General features: G+C 58.5%; 16 protein-coding genes. 9 read left to right on the top strand and 7 right to left on the bottom strand.

What is annotated here, in order from left to right; genetic code table 11:
• Nucleotides 1-112: 112 nt before the first annotated feature.
• Nucleotides 113-1138: a PAS domain S-box protein gene (locus FA04_RS31025; RefSeq protein WP_082573053.1), complete on the bottom strand. Its 1026-nt coding sequence runs from the start codon at nucleotides 1136-1138 to the stop codon at nucleotides 113-115.
• Nucleotides 1139-1453: 315 nt separating this feature from the next.
• Between FA04_RS31025 and FA04_RS31015 the strand changes: the two genes are divergently transcribed.
• The 7 genes from FA04_RS31015 (at nucleotide 1454) to FA04_RS30985 (ending at nucleotide 5322) form a co-directional block, all read left to right on the top strand.
• On the top strand, nucleotides 1454-2311 hold the full coding sequence (locus FA04_RS31015) for a TIGR02587 family membrane protein (RefSeq protein ID WP_034794893.1): 858 nt from the start codon (nucleotides 1454-1456) through the stop codon (nucleotides 2309-2311).
• An 8-nt stretch (nucleotides 2312-2319) separates the two neighbouring features.
• Nucleotides 2320-2727 (top strand): TIGR02588 family protein, encoded by a 408-nt coding sequence (locus FA04_RS31010; RefSeq protein ID WP_034794896.1) that lies wholly within the window; start codon nucleotides 2320-2322, stop codon nucleotides 2725-2727.
• An 81-nt stretch (nucleotides 2728-2808) separates the two neighbouring features.
• Nucleotides 2809-3261: a pyridoxamine 5'-phosphate oxidase family protein gene (locus tag FA04_RS31005; RefSeq protein ID WP_034794899.1), complete on the top strand. Its 453-nt coding sequence runs from the start codon at nucleotides 2809-2811 to the stop codon at nucleotides 3259-3261.
• Nucleotides 3262-3506: 245 nt separating this feature from the next.
• Nucleotides 3507-3758 carry a hypothetical protein gene (locus FA04_RS31000; protein ID WP_034794901.1) on the top strand — a complete coding sequence of 84 codons (252 nt, stop codon included), beginning with the start codon at nucleotides 3507-3509 and terminating at the stop codon, nucleotides 3756-3758.
• Nucleotides 3759-3927: 169 nt separating this feature from the next.
• On the top strand, nucleotides 3928-4248 hold the full coding sequence (locus FA04_RS30995; protein ID WP_060530546.1) for a PepSY domain-containing protein: 321 nt from the start codon (nucleotides 3928-3930) through the stop codon (nucleotides 4246-4248).
• A gap of 21 nt (nucleotides 4249-4269) precedes the next feature.
• Nucleotides 4270-4869 (top strand): general stress protein, encoded by a 600-nt coding sequence (locus FA04_RS30990; RefSeq protein WP_060530547.1) that lies wholly within the window; start codon nucleotides 4270-4272, stop codon nucleotides 4867-4869.
• 246 nt (nucleotides 4870-5115) lie between these two features.
• Nucleotides 5116-5322 (top strand): CsbD family protein, encoded by a 207-nt coding sequence (locus FA04_RS30985; RefSeq protein WP_034803410.1) that lies wholly within the window; start codon nucleotides 5116-5118, stop codon nucleotides 5320-5322.
• Nucleotides 5323-5399: 77 nt separating this feature from the next.
• Here the strand turns inward: FA04_RS30985 and FA04_RS30980 are convergent, their stop codons facing one another.
• From FA04_RS30980 to FA04_RS30960, 6 genes are all read right to left on the bottom strand, one after another.
• Nucleotides 5400-6620, bottom strand: a complete 1221-nt coding sequence (locus tag FA04_RS30980; protein ID WP_034803408.1) for an NAD(P)/FAD-dependent oxidoreductase — start codon at nucleotides 6618-6620, stop codon at nucleotides 5400-5402.
• 180 nt (nucleotides 6621-6800) lie between these two features.
• A complete protein-coding gene (locus FA04_RS34745; protein ID WP_082584573.1) occupies nucleotides 6801-7436 on the bottom strand; it encodes a BA14K family protein in 636 nt (211 codons plus the stop codon).
• A 327-nt stretch (nucleotides 7437-7763) separates the two neighbouring features.
• Complete coding sequence (locus tag FA04_RS30975; protein WP_034803406.1) at nucleotides 7764-9908, bottom strand: response regulator; 2145 nt, start codon at nucleotides 9906-9908, stop codon at nucleotides 7764-7766.
• On the bottom strand, nucleotides 9901-12501 hold the full coding sequence (locus FA04_RS30970; protein WP_051659653.1) for an HWE histidine kinase domain-containing protein: 2601 nt from the start codon (nucleotides 12499-12501) through the stop codon (nucleotides 9901-9903). The genes FA04_RS30975 and FA04_RS30970 overlap by 8 nt, the downstream gene beginning before the upstream one ends.
• On the bottom strand, nucleotides 12488-13042 hold the full coding sequence (locus FA04_RS36180; RefSeq protein WP_051659652.1) for a biliverdin-producing heme oxygenase: 555 nt from the start codon (nucleotides 13040-13042) through the stop codon (nucleotides 12488-12490). The genes FA04_RS30970 and FA04_RS36180 overlap by 14 nt, the downstream gene beginning before the upstream one ends.
• A 366-nt stretch (nucleotides 13043-13408) precedes the next feature.
• On the bottom strand, nucleotides 13409-13708 hold the full coding sequence (locus FA04_RS30960) for a hypothetical protein (protein WP_034803404.1): 300 nt from the start codon (nucleotides 13706-13708) through the stop codon (nucleotides 13409-13411).
• A 153-nt stretch (nucleotides 13709-13861) separates the two neighbouring features.
• On the opposite strand from FA04_RS30960, the gene FA04_RS30955 reads away from it, so the two are divergent.
• Nucleotides 13862-14422 carry an NADPH-dependent FMN reductase gene (locus FA04_RS30955; protein ID WP_034803402.1) on the top strand — a complete coding sequence of 187 codons (561 nt, stop codon included), beginning with the start codon at nucleotides 13862-13864 and terminating at the stop codon, nucleotides 14420-14422.
• Between the two features lie 982 nt (nucleotides 14423-15404).
• Complete coding sequence (locus FA04_RS30950; protein WP_082936620.1) at nucleotides 15405-16631, top strand: low temperature requirement protein A; 1227 nt, start codon at nucleotides 15405-15407, stop codon at nucleotides 16629-16631.
• The last annotated feature ends 34 nt before the right edge of the window (nucleotides 16632-16665 follow it).

Genomic DNA, 16665 nt, shown 5'->3' with positions numbered 1-16665 from the left:
GCTCTAACTATGGCTCCCTCGTTCTTTTTCCATCTCCCTGCCGCCACCTCATTCTCGCCAGGCACCGCCTGTCACATTTTGGTGACAGTGCACAGTGGTCACTGCAGTGATTTCACAGAGAGAAGCGCGGCCACTCCAGGAAGCGGTCCGCGGGCCCGACCAACCGCCACCGGGCAAATCCGTCTCCGTGGGCGGATTCCACCTTGGCGTTTAGGGCCTGCGGCACTGTCCTCTTTAGAACGACCGCGCCAAAACCCGAGCGCGGCAACTGATAGTCGCGACCTTCAGGGCCAGGGTGCTCATCCCAAGACATCGAAAAGGCAAGGCCTGCCGGGGAAGTGGCCAGCGCCCAGGTAATTGAAATCGTGCCGGCACGCGACCGCAATACGCCGCCCTTTGACGAATGAAGGGCTAACTCGTGGATCGCCATCCCAAGATTTTCGATTGCAGCTGGGGCAAGCGCGATGCCCGGGCCAGAAATCTGACAGAACGCTTCAGCATGAAACGCTGCGATCTGCTTTTCGACCAGGCCTCTTAGATCTGTTGCTTGCCAATCTGCCGACGCAATCAGGTCGTGGGATGCCGAAAGGGCCCATATGCGGTTTTCAAGGTCCTTCTGGAAAACCGCAGGTTCCGTTTCTTCGCTCCTGCTCTGCCGGATCATCGAAAGAATGATGGCATAGTGGTTCTTGACCCGGTGGTTGACCTCCCGCAGCAGCAGGCGAATTCGCCTTTCACGGTCCTTTGCGGATGTGATGTCGCGCGCAACCTTGGATGCTCCGATGATGCGGCCCTTGGAGTTGCGGATCGGGGAGATCGTCAGCGAAACGGTTACAAAGCTGCCGTCCTTGCGCTGCCTGACGGTTTCGAACGGTTCAATCCTTTCACCTTTGCGCAGGCGCTGCAGCAGATCTCGCTCTTCGTCGTGAAGATGAGTGGGTATGATCGTCAGGATTGATCGCCCGACCATCTCCTCGGCTGAGTAGCCGAACATGCGTTCGGCTGCGCCGTTCCAGGTTCGCACGGTACCATCGAGATCCTTGCTGACGATGGCGTCGAAGGACGACTCCACAATGGCCGCAAGCCTCGCTCGCAAGATATCTTCACTCCCCGCCTTGTCGAAAGAACCCAAGGGCATAGCTTACTGCTCCAACTTCACGAACATTCCCTTTCCCAAGGGCTACCAACCCCGTGGAAAGACGTGGACGTTGTTATTGTTCCAATGCCCTGAGCAACGAAAGCATGAGCGCTACGCGCCGGTCGCGATCACCGGAGTGCGGACGGCTGAACGGGTTCGATGTGCACTTGATCGATGCAAGCAAGGAAACGCCGACATTGAGGGGCTGGACCGGCCGGCTGGACATCAGGAACTTGCGCTGTCTCTCGACGTTACCTCTGTCAGAGAAATGCTGCCGCGTCCTTGCGAGGCCGACAGCAACCTTGAGAGGGAAAGATGACCAAGGGCGGGACGCGGGCCGATTTTGACCATGGCCGCTTCGCGAAGGGCCTCGCACGCGGCTTCGCCGGCGCGTTGCTTTTTGCGCTGCCTATGTTCCTCACGATGGAAATGTGGGAACTCGGCCTCTACATCGACCGCGACCGGCTGCTTATTTTGTTTGTGGTCAACATTCCGCTGCTTGTCCTCCTTGCGCGTCGGATCGGCTTTGAAAATGTATCGACGTGGCGCGAAGCGCTGCGAGACGCAAGCATTGCATACTGCCTGGGTATCGCGGCGAGTGTCTTTGTTCTTTTCATGATTGGCGTCCTAAAGATTGGCCAGGCCCTGCCGGAAGTGCTTGGAATGATCGCCATTCAGGCGGTCCCAGCCAGCATTGGCGCCTTGCTCGGCCGCAGCGAACTGGGGACACGAACCGAAAGCGGCGAGGACGAGAAGGATCCGATCGGCGAGACGCGGGGCGATGGTTACGGTGGCGAACTTTTTATGATGGTCGTTGGGGCTCTGTTTCTCGGTCTCAACGTCGCCCCAACCGAAGAAATGATCCTGATATCCTTTAAGATGTCGCTGTGGCACGCCATTGCCGCAATCTTGGCGTCGATCCTGCTGATGCATGGCTTCGTCTACGCCCTGTCTTTCATAGGCGGCCATGAACTCGATGAGAACACACCTGGCTGGCATGCCCTTATCCGCTTCACAACGCCGGGTTACGTCATCGCATTCGCGATCAGCCTCTATTGCCTATGGACGTTTCATCGGCTGGACGGCCTCGATCCAACACAAGCGATTGTCGCCACGGCTGTCCTCGCCTTCCCGAGCGCAATCGGCGCAGCCGCAGCGCGCCTCATTCTGTAGGTAACGTGATGGCAAAGACCCCGAAACCAGGCTCCGTTGAAAATCGTCGAGCGCATTGGATCGAATGGACGACCGGTGCGGTTTCCACCATCCTGATCACGGCGCTTATTGGCTGGATCAGCTATCAGGCTGCAACCCAGGCCGATGGGCCTCCGGACCTCTCGGTGACGATCGTCAGCAGCGCGGGGAGTGCTGGCGGATATCTGGTCATGTTCGATGTTAACAATGCAGCCGACCGAACGGCGGCCGCCGTCGTCGTACGTGGCGAAATCACCGACAACGATAATGTCATAGAGACCGCGGAGATCACGCTTGACTACGTGCCTGCGCGATCGAAGGCGCGGGGTGGACTGATCTTTCGCAACGATCCTGCAGGTCGCTCCCGTGTTTCCGCGACCGGTTTCAGCGAACCGTGACCGACGACGTGCGCCAGGGCGGTGTCAAGGAACCTGTTTGTGCTCTCGCGGTTAGGACCTGAACGCCAACGGGAGTGCACGATGACTTTGACGCTCAACGACATCTCCAACGAACTGAAGAATATCGACTTCGGCATGCTTTCGACAAAGAAGGCAGACGGAACCATCTCCAGTCGACCAATGAGCAACAATGGCGACGTGGACTATAGGGGGGACACCTGGTTCTTTTGCTTTGAGCAGTCACAAAAAATCACCGAGATCAAGGCAGATCCGAAGGTAGCCCTGACTTACACCGCTCGTCCGAGCCTTCTCGGCAAACCCGGTATTTTCATTGCAATCCAAGGGAATGCTTCGCTCGTGGGTGACAAGCAGACGTTTGCCGAGCATTGGATGAGCGAGCTTGAAAGATGGTTTCCCCAAGGCGTGGACACACCCGGTCTTTTAATGATCAAGGTTCACGCGTCGAAAGTCACCTACTGGGATGGCGATGAGACGGGGAGCATCTTCGCCCCTGACGACCACCCACAAGACTAGCGCGCAAAGCCCTCCGTCCTATGCACCGGCACCCGCGCTCGCTGTTCACTCTCAAGGCGGCCAAAAGCCCATAAAAAGCGCACATCTAGACCCACAGTTGCACGCGCTCCTAACGCACCAAACGCTTGGATGTTCCTTGAAAAAACTTCGCTTTTCGGCCCGCTATCAACGGAACAGAACGACCCGTTTTGCCGTTCAATCGCGGTGAACGCCGGTGTCGTATCGGCCCAATGGAGAACATACAAATGCTGAAACGGATTGCTACTTTCGCCCTCATCGCGGCATTTGCCAGCCCCGCTCTGGCACAGCAAAAGGTCGTTTGCGATGAAGCTTCAATCGCTAAGGCCGAACAGCAAGTCGCGCAAATCTCCGACGGCGCAAAAAAGATCGAGTCCACCAAGGAACTCACCATGGCGAGAGATGCCATGATGGCGAACGACATGGAGAAATGCACGTCGCATCTCGACAATGCCATCAAGGGCATGGACGCCATGTAGAGTCCGTCCGAAGGGAGCATTGATGCTGAAGCGCAGTGTTCCCTCAGTCTGCTGCATATAATCCATCATGCTGCTCACCGGGTCGAAACGAACGGAGATGTGGCTCTTATGATCTCAAATTTTTCCTCCGGATGCCCGCATCTCGAGGATCGAAACGAGGAACAAAATCATGAAAAATATCCTGCTAGCCGCGGTCTTCCTCGGCGTATCGAGTTTGGGCGCGCTCGCGCAGACCGCCACACCTCCCGCTACGGCAGATGGTGATACGCCTGCCGTGGCAACACCAGACACCACCAATCCAACAGCGCCCGTCGCCGGTGCCAACAGTTTCACTGAAGAACAGGCCAAGGATCGCCTTACTGATGCCGGCTACACCGATGTGACCGGTCTAAAGCTCGACGACAAGGGCGTCTGGCGTGCAACTGCCTCGAAGGACGGCAAATCCATGCAGGTCGCGCTCGACTACCAGGGCAACATTGTTGCCAACTAACTCCAGAACGAGGAAATCCCCATGAAAACCGTTAGTGGACTTTTTGACGACTATTCGGACGCCCGCGCCGCTGTGTCAGCCCTTGAAGATCGCGGCGTGCCGTCGGACGACATCAGCATCGTTTCCAACAATGTTGGGGATCGGTACGGCACTGCAAACGAAAGCAACGCGGCTGAAGGCGCTGGGACAGGCGCCGGTGTCGGCGCTGCGGTCGGTGGCATTGGCGGCCTGTTGACTGGCCTTGGGGTCATGGCCATCCCGGGTGTCGGTCCGGTGGTCGCAGCCGGTTGGCTTGCCGCGACCGCGGCGGGTGCTGCCGCCGGCGCGGTAGCAGGTGGTGCCGCCGGCGGGATTATCGGAGCGATGACGGATTCGGGCGTTCCGGAAGAACATGCCCATGTCTATGCGGAAGGCGTACGGCGCGGTGGCGCGGTCGTCACGGCACGGGTCGACGACGCGCTCCAGGCGGATGCCGAAGCGATCCTACGCCGCGGTAGCTGGGTCGACCCGGTGCAGCGTCGAGCTTCTTATTCAGAGCAGGGCTGGCGGCGCTTTGATCCGACGCTCGCTCCCTATACTCCCGATGAGGTTGAACAGGAGCGGCGGCGCTACAGGCGCTGATGTCCCCAAGGCGTCTTCTCGGGTCCTAAATTCATCCGTTGCCGGCATACCGGCATAATGCCGCTGGCAACGGATAAGCATTGCCTAAACCAACGAGGCAGGGCCTGCAGTCGGCTAAACTGTCTCGAGGTTCATAGAGCCGCGCCCGACAAACAGCACCATCATTCGTCTCAACAAATAACGGAACAAGTGCGTAGCTCACTCGTTCAAGAAATGTACCTGAAATAGCAATGGAGCGTCCCCAAAATGGATTGGAACCGTGTTGAAGGCAACTGGAAGCAGATTAAGGGTAAGGTCAAGGAGCAGTGGGGCAAACTCACCGACGATGACCTCGACCAGATCAACGGTAAACGCGAGCAACTCGAAGGCAAGATCCAGGAGCGTTATGGATATGCCAAGGATCAGGCGAGGAAAGATATCGACGACTGGTATTCAAACCAGCGTTTCCATTGATCCAAAGCTACCTCCACTCTTTATGTTCAAAGGCCGCCGTTCCGGCGGCCTTTCTGCTTGCTGCCTGGCTTCAAAGCTCAGCGAAAGGCAAACAATTCGCTATCTGGGTCGCGGTAGCCCAAAATCTCTGACGACACGATCTCCGCAGCGATCTGGCTGTAGGTAATGCCATTGCCCCCATAACCCATCACAGCATAGACATTCTCCAGCCCCGGAACGTTTCCGATAAGCGGCAATCCGTCAGAGGTAATGCCAAAAGGCGCGGCCCAAAGATAATCCGGTTCGCCGATTGGTATTTCCAGGAGCGCCGACAGCTTTGCGCGCAAGATCTGGGATTTGGCTCTAAGCTTGATAGGGTCCGCAAATGCGGTGGCGCTTTCTTCGTCCTCCCCTCCAACAATCACGCGACCATCCTTGGTCGAGCGAAAATAGAGGTATGGATCGGATGCCTCCCAAAGAACATAGTTCTTAAGCCAGTCAGGCCGTGGATGGTGCGGCTTAGTCGCAAGAGCCCAGGTGGATACCATCCGATGGCCTTGGTGGGCCACGACGTCGAGAAACTCGTAGCCCGTGCAAAACACAACGTGCTTGGCCAGTATGATTTCGCCTGTCGAGGTCGCAGCGGCGTTCCATCCTTCAACGCTGCGTACGTCGGTAATCTCCGTGTCGCCTATGAGCGAAACACCGTCCCTCTGGGCTTTGCGCCACAAGCCGGCTGTCAATTGCGCCGGATTTGCGGCTGCAGAAATATCGGACTCGATTGCCGCAGTCCGATTGAGACCGAACTCTTCGCGCAAGCAAGCAGACTTGAGAAACCTTGCTGAAATGCCAGCGGCCTGCCGCGCGTCGATTTCCAAGCGAAGCGCGCGGGCACCATAGGCATTGCCGGACAGATAAAGAGACTTCTTTTGTTCAAAGCCACAGTCGATTCCAAGACTGTCGATGAGCGTGATCAGTGCTTCCACTGCTCTTGCGGAGCGTTGCCATGCGCGCCGCGCCTTGTCCTGCCCAATCATCGTGGTGAGCTGGTGGAGCGGCACATCGATCTCGTGCTGGATCATCGCAGTGCTCGCCAAAGTGCTGCCTTGTACCGGCCAGCGTCGGTCGACGACGAGAATTTTCATGTCTCGCTTGGCAAGGGACAACGCCATCAGCGCCCCTCCGATGCCGGCGCCGACGATCAACACATCGACTTTGTCAACGGAGATGCGACTTTGCGCGACAACCTTGATATGACGCGTGTTGGACCACAGTGGCCGATTGGACCGCAATTTGCGCTTTCGCGTGATTTTCTCCAACTCTTTGCATCTCCATGTTCCGGTAGAGGTTGGATAGCCGGACGAACGCTCATTCTTCCGCTTTACTCTCGCTATCCATCGGGATCGCGATCCCTTGAATGCCTCAGCCGTCGCAACGCACGCCCGGGAGAGGCCGGTGCCGCCGAAGAATGTTCGTGCCGCAGTTGACTTGCGGGCTGCTCATCGCCCCGACACGGGCCGCACGCTGTTGCTCGCTTCGAGGCGCGCATCTTGGGATGGATAAAGGCAGTGCCTTCGAGGGCCGTTGTAGGGCTGGTAGGTGTTGTCATCGGCTCGATACGACTGATAGCGGACGGTACACGAGACGGTACGCGGTTCGGCCGTCGCGTAGCCCACGAACCGCCGATCGATTTGCGCCGTCCGGTCTTTGTGGATCGGGTACATGACCGCGTAAGGCGACTGGCACGTTCGTATTTGTCCACCGTATGAACGGTACGCGTTGGTTTCGGGGTTATAGGACCGGTAGCGGCTTGAGCACCAATCGCGGTGGGCTGTCGAGAGGCCGGTATGGGAGGTCACCAAGGTTGGAGCGGTGAGTGCCAGACGCCCCGATGTTCGCTTCGCCGAAACCGGGTTCGTGACGTAAGTGGAATAGACGGGCGGCAAACGCTGGTAGTTCTGCTGGCTCCGGTCGATCCGGACCGGTGTTGCGGTCCAAAGATCTGGAGCCGAAGCCGACTTCAGCAGAGGAGGTTCGGTGGGCTTGGCCAGCACGAGTGAGGCGACGGACGCAGCCGCGGCGCTGGCGCAAACGGACAATGCGATGCCAAATGCCAGCGATCCGATCGCTTTCATGGTTTTGCTCCTCTGCCCGTCACTGGGAATGCCTTTTGGTATCAGCGCGAAATCGAAAGCGATTGAATTTCCAACGAAAACGCCTTGCCGCGACGACCCTCGTCGCCGACAGTTAAATGCCGAGGTTGATTTTTTGTTCCCCTTACGGGCTTTGGTCGGGCGGAAATTCAGACCAAGGGCGTAGCTTGACCAGAACGAGGGTTATCGAGCACTTCGAAACTCCTGAAAAGAGCGCGGACTTGCAGATTGCCCGGTGGTCCCGTCAGCTGAGCGCAGTTGGCTGTCCATCGGCGAAATGCAGCAAGCCTGGCGCGCCAGACCCAGTTGTCATTGGCGGATCAAGCTTTCGACCCGCCGCGCCAGCACGTCAGCTGTGAAGGGTTTGGTGACCACTTCCATGCCATGGTCGAGGTGCCCGTGGTTGAGTACTGCGTTCTCCGCATACCCTGTGACGAAGAGTACGTTAAGACCGGGACGCTGGACGCGCACCGCATCCGCAAGCTGCCGTCCGTTCATGCCGTTCGGCAGCCCGACGTCGGTAACCAGAAGATCGATTGTGGGGCGTGCATCAAGCATTTTAAGGGCGGAAGGGCCGTCGCTCGCCTCCAGCACTTCGTAGCCCAGCTCTTCGAGAATTTCGACCGCGACCATCCTGACCAGGGGTTCGTCGTCCACGACTAGGATGGTGTGAACTCCGGTCGCTGCAGGCGCGGGCCCCGCGTCGGCTGGTATGTCGGAGCTATGATCTTCGGCCGCGTGGCGGGGCAAATAAATGCAGATCATCGTGCCCTTGCCCACTTCGGAGTATATGCGCACGGCACCACCGGATTGGCCGGCAAAACCGTAGACCATGGAAAGGCCAAGCCCCGTCCCCTGTCCGATCGGCTTCGTCGTGAAAAACGGATCAAAGGCGCGGGCGACCACATCCGGCGACATGCCCGTACCGGTGTCGCTGACGCACAAGGAGACATATTGCCCCGGCGGCAATCCACGTTGGGCCGCAGCGCGTTCGTCGAGCCACCGATTGCCGGTCTCGATCGTCAAGCGTCCACCATCCGGCATCGCGTCGCGAGCGTTGATGCAAAGATTGAGCAGAGCGTTCTCGAGCTGGCCAACATCGACGAAGGCCGTCCACAGCCCTCCTGCTCCGACAGTCTCGACCGCCACCCCAGGACCGACGCTTCGGCTGATCAGATCTTGCATACCCGCGACGATGCGATTGATGTCCGACGGCTTCGGATCGAGCGTCTGCCTGCGGGAAAAGGCAAGGAGGCGCTGAGTTAGGCCCGCGGCCCGCTTCACCGCCCCTTGTGCTCCCGTCATATAACGGTCGATCTCACCCACACGGCCCTGGGCGAGCCGAGTTTTCATCAGATCAAGGCTGCCGCTGATGCCGGCGAGGATGTTGTTGAAGTCGTGCGCCAGGCCCCCGGTTAGTTGCCCGACAGCCTCCATCTTCTGCGCCTGCCGCAGGGCGTCTTCCGCCTGGACAAGGGCTGCGGTGCGTTCCTCTACCCGTTGCTCTAGCGTTTCGTTGAGCGTGCGGAGGGCCGCAAGGGCATGGTCGCGTTCGGCTTCGACCGCGCGCCGCTCCTCGATATCGATCAGGACACCCGGAAATTTAAGCGCAACACCGTCACTGCTGCATTCCACGCGACCGTTCGCCTCGAGCCAGCGATACCTCCCGTCCTCGCGACGCGTCCTGTATTGGTGGGCATAGGCTCCGCCTTTTGCCAGGGCCTCTCTGACCGAGGCCGTCACTCGTTCCTGATCGTCGGGATGAACGGCGCCGACGATATCGGCAAGGCTCAGGCCTGAGCGCCCTTGCTGCGGATCGAACCCAAACGCGGCCGCAAAAGCTTCGTCGACCGTAAAGCGATCGGTAGGCACGTCCCACAGCCACGTGCCGATGATCGCCCCTGCGGCCATCGCCATTTGCACACGCTGTATGTTATCGCGCGCGTGGCTTTCGCTCTCGCGTAGCGCCGCTTCGGCCTTCTTCCTCTCGGTTACGTCGCGAAATAGGACCGCCACCTGGCGCAGGCCTGCCGGCTCGATGCGGGTGGCCGAAACTTCGATATGCCTGGCGACTGATTTGAACTCCTGCTCGAAGCGCACTGGTTTGCCGGTGCGCAACACGCTGCCATAGACGTCCAACCAGACATCCGCGTTGCCGGGTTCAATCTCCCGAAGCCGTTTGCCGACGATGTCCGAGATGCCTGTATGCCGGCCATAGCCGGAATTTGCTTCAAGGTGTACGTAATCGCTGAGCGGACCATGTGGTCCGTCGATGAAGCCAATAATGCAGAAACCATCGTCGATCGCCTCGAAAAGGGCTCGATAGCGTGCCTCTCGCGCGTCGTCGTCGCTGGCGTTATGGACCTTCAGCGCGGCGCCTCCCTGCGACAGGGCCCTCAGCCTCAGGATCTCGTCCTCGAGTTGCTCGCGAGACAGCGACTTGATGTCAGACATCGATTTCGGTCTTTCCCTTCGTCGTTCCTGTCACTGCCCTTTGCGCGTCTCTGGACAGGGTCTCGTCCCACAGCAGTGAAAGCGCTCCGACGATGGCATTTCTGCTGTAGGGTTTGCGCACGATCGGCACGCCGATAAGGTCCGGCGGCAGTTCTGCTCCCTCGCCATAGCCTGTAGCAAAAACGAATGGAGTGCCTCTGCGCATGAGTTCGCCGGCGATCCCGAACGAATTGGTCTGCCCGAGATTGATATCGAGAATCGCCAGTTCCGGAGCAGTCCTCTCGATATGTGCCATGGCCTGCTGCACGGAGCTCGCCGTCGAAACCTCCGAGAACCCTTCGTCCGACAGCATCGCTTCGAGATCAAGCGCTATGAGCATCTGATCCTCAACGATCAGAACCCTGGGGTTTGCACGGCCAAGGCCGCTTTGTTCGGGAGCGGCGGTACCGACCGTATATGTTTCCATTGTCGGACCTAACGCGGTGAGTTTGACGTGTGGGGAGGGGATGCTGAACTCTGCCTCAAGCCCCGATGGTTCGAAGCGGACGGAGCTGCGCCCATGAAGATCGTAGGGGACGCTGCGCTCGATGAGGGCACTACCGAATCCCCTGCGTAACGGCAGAGTGACGAGTGGACCGTTTCGCTCGCGCCAGGAGACGTCGCAATCGGAGCCGGTCATCGTCCAGCGCACCTCTACTTCGCCAGCCGTCACCGAAAGCGCGCCGTATTTGGCGGCGTTGGTCGCGAGCTCGTGAAACACCAGCGCCATTACCGAAAAAGCACGGCTGTCGAGCCAGACGGCAGGACCTTCGAGCGTTATTGTCGACAGATTTGTCCGGTAAGGCTGGAGTTCGGCCTCCAGGAGATCCGCCAGGATCCCGCCCCCATCGCCGCGCACGACCTGGTCATGCGCGATTGCGAGCGCCTCGATGCGACCCTGCAGCGTCGAAACATATTCTTCGAGCGAATTCTTGTGCCGTTGAGGGCTCGTCACCAGAGATTTGATGACGGCGAGGATGTTCTTGACGCGGTGGCTAAGCTCCTGGTTCAGCATCCGCTGCCGAACCTCGGACTTGCGCCGCTCGCCCGCCATCAGCTCGTTGTGTCGCAGCACCACCTCGACGATCGCGACCCGGACGATCTCGGCGATTTCCCGCTCGGCCTCCGACCAGGGCTGCGCCTGCGCCTGGACTGTCTCCTTCCAGATCGCAAAGCTCTTGCGTGGTGTCAGGCGGTCGCCGAGTGGACCTGCCTCATAGGTCTTTTCAGGATTGCCGGCCCAGTTGAGGGTCTGGACCAGTTCTTTGCGAAAAAACACCAGGCAATCCGAGCCGGTTTGCGAAAGGGGAATGGCGAGAACGCCCGAAAGCCGCTCGCTGTAGGCCGATGCCTCCGGGAACTTCTGTGACAGGGCATGTGTCGCCCAGACGCGCCCTTCGCTGACAGTGCGGATGAAGTCCAGAAGAGCGGCTCTTTCTTCGTCCGGCGGAGCGGTGCCGATCCCCGCCCATTTGCCATCGACCATGACGCCGATGCCGTCGTTTGCCAGCAACTGCGAGAATTCACGCAGGCTTTGGCGCAACAGCTCACCCACATCCTCGTGATGGGAGGACAAAATGAGAAAACGGTCGAGCGCTTCGCGTGTGCCGGCGACGGCCGCAACCCGGCGACGTTCCTTCAGAGATTTCAGGTGCAGCGAGAAAAATTCGCCGAACACTTCAAGCGCAACGCGTTGAGCCATCGGCAGGGCGCGCGGCGAATAATGGTGGCAGGCGATCAACCCCCAGAGCTGGCCGTCCAGAACAACCGAAATCGACATCGACGCGGCGACGCCCATGTTGCGCAAGTATTCGCAATGGATGGGCGAAACGCTGCGCAAGTGCGCGAAACTGAGGTCCAATGGTTCGCCGGATCCGTCCAGAACCGGCTCGACCGGGACGCGCGCACCGCTCGCGTCCGAAATGACGCGAATGGTGTTCTTGAGATAAAGTGCGCGGGCCTGCTGGGGGATATCGCTTGCTGGAAAATACTGGCCCAGAAAACTCTCAAGATCGGCGCGTTTCGCTTCGCTGACGACCTTGCCTGATCCGTCCTGCTCAAAGCGGTAGATCATCACGCGGTCATAGCCGATGGTACCGGCAACGATCCGGCACGCGCGCTGCACGAGACGGTCGACGTCGGTGATGTCCTTGATACGGCCAATCATCTCGCGCGCGATATGCAAGGGCTGACCGATCGACGGCGCCGGCTCGAACTCAATGATGACGGCCGACTTGTGAAGGTGGACGGCAATGTCGAACACGCGGTCGCCAAAAGCGACATCGAGCAAAAGGGCCGGTCGTGAGGCCGCTCCCGCGGCCGCAAGCGCATTGCGCAGATCATGCAACAACTTTGGGCCGAGCACGTCGACAAGAGGCCGCCCAAGGAGGCTGCCCTCCCAGGCGAGCATCTTCGCAGCGTTTGCCGATATGCGTTCGATCGTCGTGAACCCGACATTGCACGCCAGAAGACAACCGTGCGGTTGGATGCTCCCGGGGATATGAATGGGCTCCCTGTCGCAAGTCTCGAGGGTGACGGGTTCAACTGGCGACAAGATATGTACTTTCAAAGCAAGTTTGGGCGAGAGCAAACACGGCGTTCGCCGTGACGGCAGACCGAACGACGTCAAAATCGCGGGTTCGTTCGAGGAGCGACAGGAAGGACGGCCATCGGGTCGTGTCGTTCGCCATCGAAGCAAGGTGCTTCGCGCCGAAGGTTTCATCGAAACCAAGCTTCAACGCCCTCTGACGCAAGACCCGCGCACCGAGAGACGACCCTTCCACCACGTAGAGGGCACCGAGCAGCGCGCTTGGGTCGGAAAGATCGAAATCAGGCCGAATGCGGCGCGCCGGTGCCAAGCCGAGATCGCACGCGTCCTGAGCAAGCAGCTCTGCAACCCCTGATGGTCGCCAATTCCAGCCTTCAGGCCAAGAGACGTTCCTCAGCGCTTCGTCCATTATCGCACGAAACGGCAACACGCGCGCTACGTACCGGCGATAGTCCTCGATAGTGCTGAGCTCGCCGACCGCGGCGTCTACCCGCTGATGTGCATCCCGCGTCCTATTCCTCAATTCAACGCGTTCACTTCCGCGCATGCATTTTCCGCCTAATCATAAAATACGACCCGTTCTGTGGCACGTGGCCGAGGCAGGCCCCAGACTAAAATCGCTTCAAGAACTAGGGCATGGCCACGATTGCGACAAGGCAATCGCGTTCTGTTTTTGGAGATGAGAGTGAAGGGCACGGCGCTCGAACATCCAAGGCTGAAAAACGGCTTTCAGCGAAACGGCCGCGCAGGCATGGGAAAATTCCTATGATCGAGCGGTTCTATTGATGCACCCCGCAAGCGATCCAGGATCTCTCCGGATCGTGTGTAAGATGGCTCCCTCCTTGAGGACCGTCTTTTTTCAGCCACGTCTTTTCGAGTGCGCTGCACCGTCGCAGAGAGCAGGTGGGCACAGTTATCGTCGCCTCAAGAACGCGCTCCAGATATAACCTGCAACACCCGCGGTGATCAGAACCGGCGTGAGATGACGTCTGATACCGCTTTCTACCGTTTCTAAAACAACGGTCGCCTCGAGCGCCGCCAGTCTGGAAGTCCCGTCCGCTATGGCGATGAGGCGCTCGCGAAGCCGGGCCACGTCGGCCCGCAACACATCAAGCTGCTCTCTTTGCGTCGCCAGGCGTGGTGTCTTGAGAACCTTTGGCAGCGGGTCGTCACTCAACGACAAAATATCGCGTTCGCGCGGCTCGTCACTCATTGTTTGGTCCTCCTACGCCCGGTTTTTCTCAACGAGGAAAGGCCGCCCGTTGTTCCCTCGTTTTACCTTCCTCAGCGTTGACAATGTGCTTTTGAAAGCGGCGCCGGGTCCACGATGGCTTGCTGGCTGCGGAATTTTCACTATCCTTGAGGAATGAGGATACTAGGAATTTCAGGAAGTACGCGTCGGCTTTCCACCAATTCGGCCTTGTTGAGGGCTTTCCAATCCCTCGCTCCAGCCGATATCACCATTGAAGTCTTTGATAACATTGGTGAGCTGCCGATCTTTTCTCCCGATCTGGAGGGCGCAAACGCCCCAGAAAGCGTCATCCGCTTCGTCGAGAAAATTTCGGCAAGTGATGGGCTAATCATCTCCAGCCCCGAGTATGTTCGCACCATTCCCGGAGGCCTCAAGAACGCCATCGACTGGCTTGTCTCGGGGGAGGCCGTAATCGCAAAACCGATAGCCCTCATCCACGCTTCGCACCGAGGCGACGACATGCTCGCAGCGCTGCGCACCGTCCTTTTGACATTAAGCTCAAATTTCTCCGAGACGATTTTCTTCCGGCTTCCCGTTATGAAGGAGACGCCAGACGCAATCATGGAAAAGCTCATGGACCCCGCTCATCGTCCGGCGGGGGAGAAATTCCTCAAGGATTTTGCATCGTTTTGCCGAAGCCAGAACGGGGACGTCCCTGACGTGATCGCTATTTGACCAGCGGCGAGACGGACCACAACCCAGAGCGCTGTGGCTCCGTATTTCGAAAGTCGCATAAAGGCTATTGTTCCTGCGAAATATCCTGCCCCAAACACTTCCCCGGCGCAGCTGAACGTGGCAAAACGCGCCCTTCCCGCCTCCCATACCAGTAGCGGCCACTTCCCGATCAAGCACCAATTCAGATGAGCCGATTTCTCAGCCCACAGGTTAATGCCTGTCAAGCTACTCATCTGCACTCAAGGGATTTCATCGCGATATCCTCATTAGCCACAGGGTTTAGCCCGGATGGGCAAATAGAGTTCCGGCAAGCGGTGTGATAGCGAGCACCAGTCGTCTTCGGACGGGGAGGAGACGGCCAGAGGCCTGGCGCTCCAATCATAGCGACAGGCCTCGCCTGGGGATCCTTTGGCTAGTTTCCACGAGGACGCAAACGTTTTACGTCCTCGACAGGAAAAGAGACGACCATTCCCAAGCGGCATGATCCCGACAGGGGAGCAAAATGGGCTATGATTGGAACGGCACGCGGGTACGTTGGATGAAGGCTTTGCGACTTGGGACCGTGGTCGCGTTGGCGGCTGTGTTGATATCGGTAGCAACTCAGGTTGTATCCAACGCGCTCTAACCTGCAGACCGAGGCCTTCCGTGCATATGCGTTGTATCGCGGTGACTGTAATGTGGGCGCGTGAAGATCGTTGACCCTGCTCAGCGCTTAGACAACCCAGAGTACCGCTTTGCGCCTTCTAGTTCGGATCCCGCATGAAATGGAGTGTGTGGACGGCTCTCGAGGGGCGGTTTCTGTCGAAGTGGGCATCATCAACGCCCCGCTTTGCAAGCGAGCGGCCCCTTCGAACAGGGGGAATAGTTGTAAACAATCGTGCTCCTCTCCAATCCCTTCAGAGGCCTTCTCCTCATCGAGTGGGATATTGCTGGAACTCCGTCCCGCTCTACCTCTTTCTCCATCTCGGGCGGAGGAACAATAATGCACCCAGCGTCGCGACATCGAGCGGCAGAACCGACAGAGGCCAAGGGGGCGGCAACTGGAAAGCAATGGATAAGGAAGGCCGACGCCGACCAGACCAGAGCAAGCTTTCCCGAACTGTTCTTCGATCTCGTTTTTGTGTTCGCTTTGGTCCAGCTCGCAAAGACACTTGCTAGCGACTTCGGCCCCACAGCCCTTGTCGAGGCGGCGCTGCTCATTCTTGCGATCTGGTGGATCTGGATTCACTCGACCTGGGTTACAAACCTTCTCGATACCGAGCAAGATCCAGTACGGCTGATGCTCTTTCTCCTGATGTTTGGGGGTATCCTGCTGGCTATCGCCTTGCCGGACGCGTTTGGAGACCATGGATTTGCATTTGCGGTGATCTACTGCGCCATTCAGATGGGGCGTTCCTTTTTCATGCTCTACGCCTATCATCGCGTCGATGCGGCCTCTTTCCTGACGTTCCTGCGGATTACCCTCTGGCTAGTCCTTGCAAGCGCCTTCTGGCTTGTGGGTTCTCAAATGGAGACGACTCCGCGAATTGCATTTTGGAGTACCGCTCTTCTCGTCGAATATCTGGCTCCGGCCCTGCGGTACTATCTTCCTGGCCTGGGGAAATCAGCGCCCGAGACGTTGGACGTTTCTGGCAAGCATATGGCAGAACGTTGTGCGCTGTTCGTAATCATCTGCCTCGGTGAAACGATCCTGACGACCGGCCGCAACGCCGCAGAGCACATGGCGGACGACATGACCTTCGCTGTCTTCTGCAGCGCGTTTTTAAGCACCGGTTTCATGTGGTGGATCTACTTCCATCACGGCCAGGAAAAAGCCGCCAACAAAGCGGAGGCTACGTCGAAACCCGAGACATTGGCGCTCAATCTCTTCACATACGGCCATCTGCCAATCGTTTCTGGCGTCATCCTGACGGCAGTCGGAGAGGACTTCAGCCTGTCCCATGCCAAAGATGAAAGCACGATGCAAACCGCTCTGGCGATACTCGGAGGCCCGGCGCTTTTTTTGGCTGGCAACATCTGGATAAAGTTGGCCGCGGCGCACCAGTTCCCGATTTCGCACATTGTCGGGTTCGCGATCCTTGCCCTTGCAGGAGTGCTTTCTGCGCTTGCCGCCAATTATCATCTCCAGTTTCTGGCGACAGCGACCCTCTTTGGCGTTGCCATTTGGGAGTATCTGGCATTGCGTCGTGCTTCGGCTTCGACGGCATAACCGGAGCGCGAAGACGGCCGGCATAGCCGATAAT

The organism is Ensifer adhaerens (assembly GCF_000697965.2).
GTDB classification, from domain to species: Bacteria; Pseudomonadota; Alphaproteobacteria; order Rhizobiales; family Rhizobiaceae; genus Ensifer; species Ensifer adhaerens.
This window is presented reverse-complemented; position numbering and strand designations above follow the sequence as displayed.

Coding starts and splice junctions, on each gene's coding strand:
- FA04_RS30995 (WP_060530546.1), top strand. CDS start 3,928: ATGAAAAATATCCTGCTAGCCGCGGTCTTCCTCGGCGTATCGAGTTTG.
- FA04_RS34745 (WP_082584573.1), bottom strand. CDS start 7,436: ATGAAAGCGATCGGATCGCTGGCATTTGGCATCGCATTGTCCGTTTGC.
- FA04_RS36180 (WP_051659652.1), bottom strand. CDS start 13,042: ATGCGCGGAAGTGAACGCGTTGAATTGAGGAATAGGACGCGGGATGCA.
- FA04_RS31005 (WP_034794899.1), top strand. CDS start 2,809: ATGACTTTGACGCTCAACGACATCTCCAACGAACTGAAGAATATCGAC.
- FA04_RS30950 (WP_082936620.1), top strand. CDS start 15,405: ATGCACCCAGCGTCGCGACATCGAGCGGCAGAACCGACAGAGGCCAAG.
- FA04_RS30990 (WP_060530547.1), top strand. CDS start 4,270: ATGAAAACCGTTAGTGGACTTTTTGACGACTATTCGGACGCCCGCGCC.
- FA04_RS30955 (WP_034803402.1), top strand. CDS start 13,862: ATGAGGATACTAGGAATTTCAGGAAGTACGCGTCGGCTTTCCACCAAT.
- FA04_RS31010 (WP_034794896.1), top strand. CDS start 2,320: ATGGCAAAGACCCCGAAACCAGGCTCCGTTGAAAATCGTCGAGCGCAT.
- FA04_RS30975 (WP_034803406.1), bottom strand. CDS start 9,908: ATGTCTGACATCAAGTCGCTGTCTCGCGAGCAACTCGAGGACGAGATC.
- FA04_RS31025 (WP_082573053.1), bottom strand. CDS start 1,138: ATGCCCTTGGGTTCTTTCGACAAGGCGGGGAGTGAAGATATCTTGCGA.
- FA04_RS30960 (WP_034803404.1), bottom strand. CDS start 13,708: ATGAGTGACGAGCCGCGCGAACGCGATATTTTGTCGTTGAGTGACGAC.
- FA04_RS30985 (WP_034803410.1), top strand. CDS start 5,116: ATGGATTGGAACCGTGTTGAAGGCAACTGGAAGCAGATTAAGGGTAAG.
- FA04_RS31000 (WP_034794901.1), top strand. CDS start 3,507: ATGCTGAAACGGATTGCTACTTTCGCCCTCATCGCGGCATTTGCCAGC.
- FA04_RS31015 (WP_034794893.1), top strand. CDS start 1,454: ATGACCAAGGGCGGGACGCGGGCCGATTTTGACCATGGCCGCTTCGCG.